The following is a 13,749-nucleotide window of genomic DNA, read 5'->3' as shown; positions in this document are numbered from 1 at the left end:
TGCTACTTTTTTATATTTTAAGTTCGTCAGCCAATTTTTCTCCTGAAGAAGGGCTCATTATTGGGGATTCGTTAAGTGCTGATATTAAAGGTGGATATGTAGCGGGAATTGATACTTGTTGGTTTAATCCAGAAAAGAAATCAAATAATAGCGAGATTGTGCCAACATATGAAGTGCAAAATTTTGAAGAGTTATATGCAATATTGAAGCAGCATGTGTAATGAAAATAGGCAGTGGAACTTTTGTCCCTACTGCCTATTTGTATTAGCTTGTAGTTTCGTTGTTTTTAGGAAGTGGAAATGCATTACCAATCGCTGCCGCTCCAAGCATAGGTAATAGTAAGTTGAGCGGGAAAAACATGAGTAATAGTAGTGTTATAGCAATTGGTTTTCTTAATGCATAGCTTGAGATTGCTGTTGTGACAATGGCTACCGAGGCGATTGGATCTATAGGGATAATGGAAGCTATAGCATATCCGATACTAGATCCAGCGAATATAATTGGGAAAATATGTCCGCCGCGCCAACCTGTATTTAAACAAACAGCAGTAATACATAATTTTAAAACCCCTGAAAGAAGTAGTACCCAGAAGGATAAATGGCTCCATTCAACGACTAAATCTTTTAATTGATGTTCTCCGGAGAATAATGTGTATGGGAGAAAAGTTCCTGCAATCCCTAATAAAATACCACCGATAATTCCAAGTGTAAGTTTGTATTCCCTAAAAGGATGAATGAATTTCTCTAATGTGAATTCTAATTTAAAATAAAAGAATCCAACTATAGCACCGATACTAGCAAGTGGTAGAAAGGCAATCCATTCATTAAGAGAAAGGGAACCTTCCCCAAAATTAACGATAAAGGATCCACGATTATCAAATTTACTAAGTAATAAATAAATGGAAAAACCAGCGAAAGTAGTAGCTAAATATACAATTGCTTTTTTCCCTTTAGAAAATTCATTAATTTGTTCACCCTCATTTTCATTTGGAGCTAAATAACCGAATAATGGCGCGTTAAAAACTACACTTAAAGTAGCACCAATTCCAACCTCTGTTAGTTCATTCATTCCTTTTAAGGCGAATGTAAAGCGATCACCAACCCATGTGCAAAGTCCGCCAATAATTCCAACAAGTGCGGCTTCTGGACCGAGACTAGCCCCGAATATTAAAACGATAATCGCAGTTAAAGTAGCTTTATGTACAAAACGGTATTCAATTCTACCTGTTTTTTTATATTCACCCATTACTTCCGGCATAAGACGTGGATATGTGCCGAAGTATTTTTGGGTTAAGCCAACGAGAATACCACCGATAGTTGTTATACAAATGGTGTAATAAGGGGGAGAAGAGAAAATACTAGGTAAATATCCCCAAATAAAGTGGATTCCGATATTTATTGTAACTAAAAATAGCCAGACTGTAGCGCCTACTATGGATCCTAGAAGAATGCCATATAAGATGATTATATAATGCATGTCTTTTGTATTTGTCATGTTATACCTCCACTATGCAAGTTTTAGTAGGAAAAGGTTGCAGATGTTAGTGTGAAATGGATTGAATATGTATAGTATCTTTTGGAGAGGATTGCTTATTCAACATGTAGGGCGATTTTTTGAATTTATAGGTTAAATTACTTATTTAATTTTATAGATCGATTTGAGTTTTTTAAAGGTCTTTTTTGAAATAGAATGGAATATATTTCTTTTATTTCTTTTATTGCTTTCTATAAAACTGTTAATGTTTATTTTGGAACATTCAGAAAAAACTGATTGACATTAGGAAATTATTGCTATAAAATCAACGGTAATTGCATAGTCTTATCAAGAAAAGGTGGAGGGACAGGCCCGATGAAACCTTGGCAACAGCCGTATAACGGAATTGTGCCAAATCCTGCAGGTAATAATCCTGAAAGATAAGAAAGAGCCTTTAGAGCGTGTTTTCAAACTGCTCCTTTCTTGTTTTCAGGAAAGGGGCAGTTTTTTATTTTGTATAAGAAGAAAGGAGAATGAGAGATGGGAGAATCATGGGGAAAAGGAACAATTTGTGTGCAAGGTGGCTATACGCCCAAGAATGGTGAACCGCGTGTTTTACCGCTTTATCAAAGTACAACGTATAAATATGATACTTCGGATGATTTAGCAGCACTATTTAATTTAGAGGCAGAAGGATATATCTATACGCGTATTGGCAATCCTACTTTAGCTGCATTTGAGCAGAAGTTATCAGATTTAGAAGGCGGTGTAGGAGCTGTTGCAACGGCTTCTGGGCAGGCTGCTATTATGCTCGCCGTTTTAAATATTTGTAGTAGCGGAGACCACTTGCTTTGTTCTTCCACAGTTTATGGCGGGACGTTTAATTTATTTGGAGTGAGTTTGCGTAAGCTTGGTATTGATGTTACGTTCTTTAGTCCCAATTTAACAGCTGATGAAATTGTGGCCCTTGCTAATGATAAGACGAAACTCGTTTATGCAGAATCGCTAGGAAATCCAGCGATGAACGTTTTAAATTTCAAAGAATTTTCAGATGCAGCCAAAGAGTTGGAAGTACCTTTTATTGTGGATAATACATTAGCAACTCCTTATTTATGCCAAGCATTTGAACATGGAGCGAATATTATCGTTCATTCTACGACGAAATATATTGATGGTCATGCAAGTTCTTTAGGTGGCATTGTTATTGATGGAGGGAACTTCGATTGGACAAATGGGAAATATCCTGAACTTGTTGAACCGGATCCAAGTTATCACGGCGTAAGTTACGTTCAAAATTTTGGTGCAGCAGCTTATATTGTGAAGGCACGTGTTCAATTATTAAGAGACTACGGAAACTGTATGAGCCCATTCAATGCGTATATTAGCAATATTGGCTTAGAAACGCTGCATTTACGAATGGAGCGTCATAGTGAAAATGCTCTCGCAGTTGCTAAGTGGCTTGCTAACCATGAACGTATTGAATGGGTGAATTATCCGGGATTAGATAGTAATGAAAATTACTCGTTAGCACAAAAGTATTTGAAAAAAGGTGCTAGTGGTGTTTTAACATTCGGCATTAAGGGGGGATTAGAAGCAGCAAAAGAATTTATCGCAAATGTAAAACTAGCAACTCTCGTAACGCATGTAGCGGATGCACGAACTTGCGTTATACATCCTGCTAGTACAACGCATAGACAATTAAGTGCTGAAGATCAGCGTTTAGCTGGCGTCACATCAGATTTAATTCGTTTATCAGTTGGTATAGAAGATGTTTCTGATATTATTGCAGATTTAGAAACAGCGCTAGTCGGAGGCAAAGAACATGCCAATCATAATTGATAAAGATTTACCAGCTCGCAAAGTGTTGCAGGAGGAAAATATTTTTGTAATGACGAAGGAGCGAGCAGAAACACAAGATATCCGGGCACTGAAAATTGCTATATTAAATTTAATGCCTACAAAGCAAGAAACAGAAGCGCAATTACTTCGTTTAATTGGCAACACACCGCTGCAATTAGATGTTCATTTACTTCATATGGAATCGCATTTGTCTCGTAATGTAGCACAGGAACATTTAACGAGTTTCTATAAAACATTCCGTGATATTGAGAATGAAAAATTTGATGGGCTTATTATTACCGGAGCGCCAGTAGAGACTCTTTCTTTTGAAGAGGTAGATTATTGGGAAGAGCTTGGGCGTATTATGGAGTACTCAAAAACGAATGTAACATCCACCCTTCATATTTGCTGGGGGGCACAGGCTGGTTTGTATCATCATTATGGCGTTCCAAAGTATCCTCTTAAGGAAAAAATGTTTGGTGTATTTGAACATGAGGTCCTTGAACAACATGTGAAATTGTTACAAGGCTTTGATGAGTTGTTTTTTGCTCCGCACTCTCGTCACACAGAAGTACGGGAGAGTGATATTAGAGAGGTGGAACAATTAACATTATTAGCGAACTCTGAAGAAGCAGGTGTTCATCTTGTTATCGGGCAAGAAGGTAGGCAAGTTTTCGCACTCGGTCATAGCGAATATAGTTGTGATACGTTAAAAGAAGAATACGAACGAGATCGTCAAAAAGGGTTAAATATTGATGTGCCAAAAAATTATTTTAAGCATAATCATCCAAATGAGAAACCGCTTGTTAGGTGGAGGAGCCATGGGAATCTATTATTCTCTAATTGGCTGAATTATTATGTGTATCAAGAAACCCCTTATGTATTATAAAAAAAGATTGTGTAACACGTGGTAACGTTTTCTTTGTAAAGATTAACCTATATATTTCCGAATGTTCAAAAAACATTGTTTTTCAGATTTTTTGCTCATATAATTTCATCTAAACACAATTTTTGAGGGGTGGACAGTATTATGAAAGAAATTCAAGTTGGTTTATTAGGTCTTGGGACAGTTGGTAGCGGTGTAGTTCGTATCATTACAGATCATCAAGAGCGGCTTATACACCAAGTAGGTTGTCCTGTGAAAGTAACGAAAGTACTAGTGCAAAATATTGAAAAAGAGAGAGAAATAGAGGTACCTTCTACTCTATTAACACAAGATGCAAATGAAATTTTAGATAATCCAAATATTGATGTTGTCATCGAAGTGATGGGTGGCATTGATGATGCAAAAGCATATATTTTGCAAGCTTTACAAAGTGGGAAGCATGTTGTGACTGCTAATAAGGATTTAATGGCGTTGCATGGGGCGGAACTATTAGCGGTAGCAAAAGATAATAAAGCAGATTTGTTTTATGAAGCAAGTGTAGCCGGAGGGATTCCGATTTTACGAAGCATCGTAGAAGGACTTTCTTCAGATCTTATTACGAAAGTAATGGGAATTGTAAATGGAACGACAAATTTTATTTTGACGAAAATGTCAGATGAAGGGAGAGCATATAACGACGTGTTAAAAGAAGCCCAACAACTTGGATTTGCAGAAGCAGATCCAACATCAGATGTGGAAGGTTTAGATGCAGCAAGAAAAATGACGATTTTGGCTACCCTTGGTTTCTCTACAAATGTAGAGCTTGGAGATGTGAAGGTAAAAGGGATTACTTCTATTACAGAGGAAGATATTGAATACAGTAAGAGTTTAGGGTACACGATTAAATTAATCGGTCTTGCAAAGCGAGATGGTGAAAAATTAGAGGTTACAGTTGAACCGACACTACTTCCAAATACACATCCTCTTGCGGCCGTGCAAAACGAATATAACGCTGTATATGTGTACGGTGAAGCAGTCGGAGAAATGATGTTTTATGGACCAGGTGCAGGAAGCTTGCCAACAGCAACAGCTGTTGTTTCAGATTTAGTAGCTGTAATGCAAAATATTAGATTAGGTGTAAATGGAAATAGTGCGGTATCCCCGCAGTATAAAAAGGTATTAAAAGAGCCAGACGAAATTGTTGTGAAGAAATTTTTAAGACTTCATGTAAAAGATGAAATTGGTGTATTTGCAAAAATTACTTCATTATTCTCTGAGCGTGGTGTTAGCTTTGAAAAGATTATTCAAATGCCGCTTGAAGAGAAAGGAAAAGCTGAAATTGTAATTGTAACGCATCGTGCGTCGCTTGCTGATTATGATTATATTCTACATACGTTGCAAGGGTATGTAGAAATAGATTGTGTGAAGGCAAATTATCGAATTGAAGGAGATGCTAAGTAGTATCTCTTACCATAAAACAGAAAGGGCCTATTAAGCAGCTTGCTTAATAGGCTCTTTTCTGTTTAAAATCTGCGTACCAATTTGAATAAATGCTTGGATAACCCAGCCTGTTGTAAAGGATAAGATGATTGTTCCAAAATAGATAGGTCCATCTAATAAAAAGCTTAATGTTAAAAATAAAAATGCTAACGAAATTTCCGTTCTTCTAAATGTCCATTTCTTTTTCTCAGCAACCGTTAAAACGAAAGCTTCTTGAGGTGCTGCGCAAAGGTTTGTAGAGACGTAAAGACCAATTCCAACTCCAACGAATAGATTTCCGCAAATAAGTGTTATATATTTTGGAAGAGAGCGGATAGCGTCCATAATAGTTGTAATAGATCCAATCCAATCAACAAAAAGGGAAATAAGAACCATCGTTACGATTGTACCAATTGTTATTTGTTTTTTATTCCAAAAGAGTACGATAAGGGTAAAGGCAAAATTAATCATGAAAATCCAAAAACCGATACTTATCCCAAAATTTTGATATAGTGCAATAAAGAAGGAATCATAAGGGCTAAGTCCAAAGGAAGTGATTGTCGTCATCATATTAATACCGATGGCGAGAATGAGTAGGCCGCCAATGAAAAATATATATTCTAATTTGAATCTAAGCATAGTTGCATATCCTTTCAAAATGTATTTGCTAGGACAGGATATATTGTGGAAAGCTTACCAGGTCAAGGGAGAATTTTTGAGGGGAAGGGGAAAATGAGATGACGAATATAAGAAAGATTGCTGAACTTGCTGGGGTATCTGTTTCAACTGTTTCACGTGTACTGAATAATCATCCATATGTGAATGAACAGAAACGAAAAGAAATTTTAGCAATCATAGAAGAATTAAATTATACGCAAAATGTGAATGCAATTCATTTAGTGAAAGGAAAAACGAATGTAATTGGCGTTTTATTACCGCACGTAAATGATCAATATTATAGCGCTATTATTGAGGGAATATCAAAGGAAACAGCAAAGAATAATTATAATATGATGCTTTGTCAGACGAATTATAGTGAGGAAAGAGAATTAGAAATTTTGAATATGTTAAAAATGAAAAAGCTTGATGGAGTTATTATATGTTCCCGAGCAAATAGTAAGGAAAAGCTTGAAGAATATACGAAATTTGGCCCAATTGTTATGTGTGAAGAAATAGACTCGAATTTCATTTCGAGTGTGCATATTGATTACTATAAAGTCTTTTCGCGCGGGATGAAGAGCTTAATAGATGCCGGTCATACAAGTATTGGGTATTGTATTGGGAGAAGTAATAGCATTAATAGTCAGAGAAGAAAACAAGCTTATGAGGATTCGCTTCAACAGATTGCTGCAACACCGATAGAGGCCTGGAAGTTTAAAGGCTGTTTTACAGTGGAAGATGGGCGTAATGTAATTAGGGAATGGACCCATATGTCAGTAAAACCAACTGCATTTCTTGTATCTTGCAACCATATTGCGGCGGGAATGGTAACGGAAGCAAAAAAACAAGGAATTCGTATGCCAGAAGATATTACGATTATCGGTTGTGATGATCAAGATGTGGCAGATATTTTAGGTATTACGACGATTTCATATTCTAGTAAAAATGTTGGTGTGAAGGCATTTGAATTATTATATGAAAAGATTAATGATGAAAAAATAAATGTAAAGCACGTAGAGTTATTACCAGAATTAGTACATAGGGAAACAACATAATAGAGAAGTTGTGAAAATCGCTTTTCAAAATTGCGTTTGGTATAATTATGGACAATCTATGAGGGCTAAAAGGAGTTTTGATATGAGATCAAAAGTAGTAAAAGTAATTCTACTCATTACAATTGCATCTTTCTGTTTATTTGCATATGGCTTTGTTTCAGGTGTAAATGATGTATTAAATCCGAAAGCTTCAAATTTAGTTAAAAAGACCGATGTGGTGGCAAAAGAGAAAAAGAAAACGGGAACGTTACAAATCGTTAGTTTAGGTGACTCATTAACACGCGGTGTTGGTGATAAAGAAGGAATTGGCTATATTGGACGGATGAAAAAAGATTTACAAAAAGATTATAAGCAAAAGGTTGCTTTGACTAACTTAGCGGTTAGTGGTGCGAAAATGCCTGACTTATTAAAACAAATTGAGAGTAGTGGCGCTCAATATTCAATTAAGCAAGCAGATGTAATCGTTTTAACGATTGGAGGAAATGATTTATTCCCGGGCTGGGAATCGCTTGGGAAGATAGATTTAGAAACATACCGTCCTGATACAGAAACATTCCAGAATGAAGCGAAGAAAATTATAGAAGAAATTCGTAAATTAAATACAGATAGCCCTATTTTTTGGCTAGGTTTATATAATCCTTTTGAAGATGTAGAAGATTTAAAAGGTTCTTCAAATATTGTTGTAGAATGGAATGCATCTTTAGAAAAATTAGCGCTAAATGATAAAAATGTGTATATTACACCGACATTTGATTTATTCCAAAACCGCGGGAAAGATTTATTATACTCCGATCATTTCCATCCGAATGAAGTAGGGTATACATATATGGCGGACCGATTAGTTCAAAATGTTGCAAGTAAATTAAAACTAGAACAAGGAGGGGTAAAATGACGACGATACTTTCCGTACGAGACGTGAAGAAGGTAATTGGAAAGAAGACAATTGTAGAGAATATTTCCTTCGATGTAAAACAAGGAGAAGTGTTTGGCTTCCTAGGACCGAATGGCGCCGGAAAAACGACTACCATTCGAATGTTAGTTGGATTGATTAAAGAAACAGAAGGTACGATTTCTATCGGCGGTTATTCTATTAAGGAAAATTTCAGAGAAGCGATGCGTCAAATTGGGAGTATCGTTGAAAACCCAGAACTGTATACATATTTAACGGGCTGGGAAAATTTAAAACAATTTGCCCGTATGTTAGGTGGTATATCAGATGAACGTATTATTGAAATTGCTCAAATGGTTCATTTGGATGAAAGAATTCACGATAAGGTAAAAACATACTCACTCGGTATGAAACAGCGCCTTGGCATTGCACAAGCGCTTCTTGGGAACCCAAAATTACTCATATTAGATGAGCCAACAAATGGTTTGGACCCAGCTGGAATTAGAGAACTTAGGGAATTTATACATAAGCTTGTGAAAGAAGAAAATATGAGTGTGTTTATTTCAAGTCACTTGCTAAGCGAAGTACAAATGATATGCGATCGCGTGGCGATTATTCATAAAGGAAAAATGATAACAGTTGCCAAGGTTGAAGAGTTAATTAAAACAGCAAGTGATCGTGTAGAATGGATCGTTACACCGATTGGCAAAGCGAAGGGTATGCTAGAAGATGCGGAAGAGGTAAGAGAAGTGAGTATAGAGGGTGACCGATTACTATGCCGCATGGATATCGCATCTATAAGTAGTTGGAATAAACATTTTGTAGAAAATGGGATAGATGTGCATAGTGTTAAGGAGCTTGTATTTACGCTAGAAGATTTATTTATTGAACTCACAAGGGGTGAGCAGCATGCGTGAATTTGCGAATCTAGTCTTAAATGAATCGGAAAAAATTTATCGTAAAAAACGTATTTTTGTTGTTATGCTTATTTTAGCGATCTTGATTCCACTTTTCGTATATGCACAGTATCGTGAAATAGAAACGACACAAAAAAGGCTCGGTACAACGGATTGGAAAGTTTCGCTGCAACAACAAATTGTTGATTCTCAAAACCGCTTAAACAACTCTAGATTACCAGAAGAATGGCGTGATTGGCTAAAGGTAAGAGTGGAGCAGCAACAGTATTATTTAGATCATGATATTAACCCGATGGCACCAGGTGCACCAACTTTTGTAAGGGCGTTTATTGAGCAAGGAATTACATTGTTTATTCCGCTTCTCGTCATGATTGTCGCTATTGATATTGTTTCAGGAGAACGAAGTGATGGAACGATGAAGATGTTACTCACGCGGCCGATTAGGCGCTGGAAAATACTTCTTAGTAAGTACGTGACAATGTTATTTTTCATTTCACTCATACTGTTTCTTGTAGGTCTGTTTGCTTACGCATTATCAGGGCTTGTATTTGGATACTCAGGATGGAATTTACCTGTTTTAACTGGGTTTGTTATTGATAAGGAAACGTTAAATACAAACTTTGTACATCTGATTCCGCAGTGGCAATACATCTTGATGGCGTACGGATTAGCTTGGTTCGTTGCTATCGTTGTCGGAACTATATCATTTATGGTTTCTGTTTTAATTCGAAATACACCAGCTGGTATGGGAATTATGCTAGCCGCATTAATCGCAGGTGGTATTTTAAGCTCATTCGCAACATCTTGGGAAGGTGCGAAATATATTTTTAGTGTGAATTTATCATTAACGGATTATTTATCAGGAAAACTACCTGCATTACAAGGTTTATCGATGGGTTTTTCTTTAATGAATTTAACTGTTTGGGGAGTTGTATCTCTTATTATTTCATTTGTAGTATTTACAAAGCAGGATATGGTGAATTAATTGAACAGGAAGTGAAAGTATGGAAAATGTTTTAAAAAATGATTGGGGACCATTATTGGCGCCAGAATTTGAGAAAGAATATTATCGCAAGCTGGCTGTTTTTTTAAAAGAAGAGTACAGTACACATGTTGTTTATCCAAAGATAGAAGATATTTTTAACGCTCTAGAGTATACAAGTTATGAAAATACAAAGGTCGTTATTTTAGGACAAGACCCATATCATGGACCGGATCAAGCGCATGGTCTAAGCTTCTCAGTACAACCTGGTATTAAAACGCCACCGTCATTGTTAAATATGTATAAAGAACTTCGAGATGAATATGGGTATGACATTCCAAATAACGGTTATTTAGTGAAGTGGGCAGAGCAAGGAGTGTTATTATTAAATACTGTATTAACAGTTCGACAAGGTGAAGCAAATTCTCATAAAGGAAAAGGGTGGGAGCATTTCACCGATCGTGTAATTGAGCTGTTAAACGAGCGTGAAAAACCAGTTATTTTCATATTGTGGGGACGCCATGCGCAGGCGAAGAAGAAGTTAATTACGAATACGAATCATCATATTATCGAGTCCGTACATCCAAGTCCATTATCAGCAAGACGTGGTTTCTTTGGTAGTAAGCCATACTCTAAAGTAAATGCAATTTTAGCTAATATGGGCGAGAGGGAAATTGATTGGGAAATTCCAAATTTATAAATAGAAAAGGTAGTTAACAGTCGTTAACTACCTTTTTATTATTGTTGTTCGTTTTTTAGTTTTGCATCTAGTACAAACGTGCCAAATGGGATAACTGATGAAACGAATGCCCCAAGTGCCCATACAATCGATTTACGGTGTACGATTGTTACTTGAATTACTGCGAAGATGAATAGAATAAATAAAACGCCGTGAGCCATGCCTGTAATTTTAACAGCTGTTGCAAATCCTGCGAAATATTTTAATGGCATTGCTACAAATAATAGTAATAGGAAAGAAATCCCCTCAATTAAGCCGATTGCTCTTAATCGTCCGATTGGTGTAGATAACATGAAGTAGCCTCCTTTAACGTATGCTTGTTTATAGTAAATTTGTATTCTTTTTCAACATAAAATAGTCTATTTTGTTTCATTATATACAAAAAGAAAGTTTACACTACGAGAATAGTGCAAAGTTCAAAATATAGTCACAAAGGCATGAGAATTTAAATGAAAACCTATTTGAAGTATTTGACTTCAAATAGGTTTTATGAGTGAAAATATTAAACAAGCGCTTCTCTTTTTAGTACGAACTTCTCTACAACTTTTGCAACACCATCGTTCATATTTGTATCTGTTACGTAGTTTGCAATTTCTTTAATATCATCAGGTGCATTGCCCATTGCAACACCGAGACCAGCGAATTCGATCATCGCCTGGTCGTTATAGCTATCACCCATTGCGATAACCTCTTCACGCTTAATGCCAAGTTTTTGGATTAGTTGGTTTAAGCTTGTTCCTTTTGTAACACCATATTCAGTAAATTCTAAGAAGAATGGTTTCGAACGCATAACGCTTAATTGGCCTTCTAGTTGTTTTTGTAGTTTTGATTCTACCGTTTGTAAATGTTCTGGATTTTCTACCATTAATACTTTTACAACTGGTTGTTGTACAGCTTCTTTCAGGTTATTTACTTCTACGATTGGCATACCCGTAATTTGACCTTCAATTTCTGTATAAGAGTTGTTTTTTTCAGTGATAATATCGTCACCAATGTATGTGTGAATCCATACATTTTCTTTTTTACTAATATCGTATAGACTGTGAACGATTTCAGGAGATAACGTACTACTGAATAATTCTTCATCTGTTTTACAGTTAATAATTTTTGCACCGTTAAATGAAAGAATGAAGCTACCGTACTCTTCTAAATGTAATTCTTTTGCGATTGCACGCATTGCGAATGTTGGACGTCCAGAAGCAAGTACCACTTTTACTCCTTGCTCTTGCGCAGTCATTAGAGCCTCTTTTGTGCGAGGTGAAATAGTATGGTCATCACGTAATAAAGTATCATCTAAATCTAAAACAATCATTTTATAAGTCATATTGAAAATTCCCTTCTTTATTTAAATAGAAATACATGTTCATGAAGATATTAAGGAATAATAGTAAGACATCGAACTTCTTGGAAAGAAGTAGATAAATTACCATGAGCGTATTGCCCATGATAATTTATCGTAACAACTCTAAAGGTAGAGTGCAATAATGGAAGTTTTCCAATTTACGATAGTTGTTTTTTTGTTGAACGAGAAAATAGTATTTCGAGCAAAATTGCTATTACAGACCCAAGAACGAGACCGTTACTTAAAAATGATGCTAGAAATGGTGGGAGCGTAGAAAATGCTCCAGCTGGAACGAACATAACTCCGACTCCTGTAAAGATGGAAAGCCCCGCTACTTTAAATAAGCGCTCTTTATTTTGTACTGTGTCGTATTCACGGAAAGCTAGACCAATCATACTTGCAAATACAGGATAGATAGCAGCATAACCAACTGCAACTGGGATTGCTGCAAAGAATGAGGTAATCTTTGGGAATATACTAACGGCAATAATAAAGCTTGATCCTAACATAAATGGGAGTCGCTTATAAATATTAGTCGTTGCAATAAAACCTGCTGATCCAGAAATGGCGACAGGTCCAATAGCTGAGAATAGACCACCTAGTAATTGATTGATTCCTGTTATAATGCCGGCTTGTTTGAAACGATCTGGTGCGGCACCTTCTTCATACTTAGAGACAATCTTTTGCACAACGCGAATACTTGCTAACATATTTGTTAGAAGTAATAGTGTAACGAAAACTACCGTAATTGCCATGTTCCATTCAATGCGAGGCATGCCGAAAACAAATAGGGATGGAAAACGGATTACATCTGTCACAGGCGTTACTGGATTAGATAATCCGAAGCATGCAAATAATATCCAGCCGCAGACAATACTGAAAAGAACGGAATATTGTCCAATAATAGGTAGCTTCATAATGAAAAAGGATAGTAAAATAACAATGAGTGAAAGAATAAATACGTCAGCTTGTACTTCTGTATGTTGTCCGTCAAGGCCAAACATTCCCTTTAAGAAGGAACCACTAAGTTGTGCGACAAGAAGAAATAAATATGTTCCAATGACTGTCGGTGTAAAATAGCGAACTAGCTTATCGATGAGTCCAAAAACACTAAGAATAATACAAATGATACCACTTAATAGGAAGGCGTATTGAAGGACTTTAAGCGTTTCATTGCTTGATCCAAATAATACGACACCTAAACTTGCATAAAGGGAGAAAATCCCCCACCAAAGGCCTGCAGGACCTTCTTGAATAGGAAGTTTATGTCCAAATATAGCTTGCAGTAGACCAGCAAAGCCAAGAACAAATAATGTTCTTTGTACGAATGCAATAGCTTCAGCACCACCTAGGCCATAACTAGTTGCGACGCTAATTGGTACAATAAGGCTCCCAGCTAAAATAAATAGCGCCCATTGTAAGGCGGAAAGAAATGTTTTCATTATATCAACCTCTTTCATAGATTCCGTATCTAGTATATATGTATTTCATTTCCACTGGCAAAGATTG

The 13,749-nt window shown here is 36.3% G+C and carries 13 protein-coding genes, 1 pseudogene and 1 riboswitch; of the genes and pseudogenes, 9 read left to right on the top strand and 5 right to left on the bottom strand.

Going from position 1 to position 13,749, the window contains the following annotated elements; translation table 11 throughout:
• Positions 1-32 precede the first annotated feature (32 nt).
• Positions 33-221 (top strand): annotated as a pseudogene (locus CO726_RS16805) (HAD hydrolase-like protein); the annotation flags it as partial.
• A gap of 43 nt (positions 222-264) precedes the next feature.
• Here CO726_RS16805 and CO726_RS16800 read toward each other — a convergent pair.
• Positions 265-1,494 (bottom strand): chloride channel protein, encoded by a 1,230-nt coding sequence (locus CO726_RS16800; RefSeq protein ID WP_099685011.1) that lies wholly within the window; start codon positions 1,492-1,494, stop codon positions 265-267.
• A gap of 321 nt (positions 1,495-1,815) precedes the next feature.
• A riboswitch (SAM riboswitch) is annotated at positions 1,816-1,920 on the top strand.
• 93 nt (positions 1,921-2,013) lie between these two features.
• On the opposite strand from CO726_RS16800, the gene CO726_RS16795 reads away from it, so the two are divergent.
• The 3 genes from CO726_RS16795 to CO726_RS16785 all read left to right on the top strand — a co-directional run bounded on the left by CO726_RS16795 (position 2,014) and on the right by CO726_RS16785 (position 5,638).
• Positions 2,014-3,312, top strand: coding sequence for a bifunctional O-acetylhomoserine aminocarboxypropyltransferase/cysteine synthase (locus tag CO726_RS16795; protein ID WP_098759040.1), 1,299 nt, complete (start codon positions 2,014-2,016; stop codon positions 3,310-3,312).
• Positions 3,296-4,201 carry a homoserine O-acetyltransferase MetA gene (gene metA, locus CO726_RS16790; protein WP_099685010.1) on the top strand — a complete coding sequence of 302 codons (906 nt, stop codon included), beginning with the start codon at positions 3,296-3,298 and terminating at the stop codon, positions 4,199-4,201. The genes CO726_RS16795 and metA overlap by 17 nt, the downstream gene beginning before the upstream one ends.
• A 141-nt stretch (positions 4,202-4,342) precedes the next feature.
• Positions 4,343-5,638: a homoserine dehydrogenase gene (locus tag CO726_RS16785; protein WP_099685009.1), complete on the top strand. Its 1,296-nt coding sequence runs from the start codon at positions 4,343-4,345 to the stop codon at positions 5,636-5,638.
• A gap of 30 nt (positions 5,639-5,668) precedes the next feature.
• Here the strand turns inward: CO726_RS16785 and CO726_RS16780 are convergent, their stop codons facing one another.
• A complete protein-coding gene (locus tag CO726_RS16780; protein WP_099685008.1) occupies positions 5,669-6,295 on the bottom strand; it encodes a YczE/YyaS/YitT family protein in 627 nt (208 codons plus the stop codon).
• A gap of 98 nt (positions 6,296-6,393) precedes the next feature.
• Between CO726_RS16780 and CO726_RS16775 the strand changes: the two genes are divergently transcribed.
• The 5 genes from CO726_RS16775 to CO726_RS16755 are packed head-to-tail and all read left to right on the top strand — an operon-like array spanning position 6,394 to position 10,859.
• The gene (locus CO726_RS16775; protein WP_099685007.1) at positions 6,394-7,371 is read left to right on the top strand and encodes a LacI family DNA-binding transcriptional regulator; all 978 of its coding nucleotides are present in this window, start codon (positions 6,394-6,396) and stop codon (positions 7,369-7,371) included.
• Between the two features lie 10 nt (positions 7,372-7,381).
• The gene (locus CO726_RS16770; protein WP_136699692.1) at positions 7,382-8,263 is read left to right on the top strand and encodes an SGNH/GDSL hydrolase family protein; all 882 of its coding nucleotides are present in this window, start codon (positions 7,382-7,384) and stop codon (positions 8,261-8,263) included.
• Entirely contained in the window at positions 8,260-9,177 is a 918-nt protein-coding gene (locus CO726_RS16765) for an ABC transporter ATP-binding protein (protein ID WP_099685005.1), read from the top strand. Before CO726_RS16770 ends, CO726_RS16765 begins: the two co-directional genes overlap by 4 nt.
• Positions 9,170-10,162, top strand: a complete 993-nt coding sequence (locus CO726_RS16760; protein ID WP_099685004.1) for an ABC transporter permease subunit — start codon at positions 9,170-9,172, stop codon at positions 10,160-10,162. Before CO726_RS16765 ends, CO726_RS16760 begins: the two co-directional genes overlap by 8 nt.
• Before the next feature lie 19 nt (positions 10,163-10,181).
• On the top strand, positions 10,182-10,859 hold the full coding sequence (locus CO726_RS16755) for a uracil-DNA glycosylase (protein WP_099685003.1): 678 nt from the start codon (positions 10,182-10,184) through the stop codon (positions 10,857-10,859).
• A 38-nt stretch (positions 10,860-10,897) separates the two neighbouring features.
• Here CO726_RS16755 and CO726_RS16750 read toward each other — a convergent pair whose 3' ends face one another.
• The 3 genes from CO726_RS16750 to CO726_RS16740 form a co-directional block, all read right to left on the bottom strand.
• A complete protein-coding gene (locus CO726_RS16750) occupies positions 10,898-11,191 on the bottom strand; it encodes a DUF3817 domain-containing protein (protein WP_098759049.1) in 294 nt (97 codons plus the stop codon).
• Between the two features lie 209 nt (positions 11,192-11,400).
• Positions 11,401-12,222 carry a Cof-type HAD-IIB family hydrolase gene (locus CO726_RS16745; RefSeq protein ID WP_099685002.1) on the bottom strand — a complete coding sequence of 274 codons (822 nt, stop codon included), beginning with the start codon at positions 12,220-12,222 and terminating at the stop codon, positions 11,401-11,403.
• Positions 12,223-12,398: 176 nt separating this feature from the next.
• Entirely contained in the window at positions 12,399-13,682 is a 1,284-nt protein-coding gene (locus tag CO726_RS16740; protein ID WP_136699690.1) for a purine/pyrimidine permease, read from the bottom strand.
• Positions 13,683-13,749 lie beyond the last annotated feature (67 nt).

The sequence above is a fragment of the Bacillus fungorum genome, from assembly GCF_002746455.1.
Taxonomy (GTDB): domain Bacteria; phylum Bacillota; class Bacilli; order Bacillales; family Bacillaceae_G; genus Bacillus_A; species Bacillus_A fungorum.
Note: the sequence above shows the minus strand (reverse complement) of the source record. Positions and strands in the feature narration are given on the sequence as shown.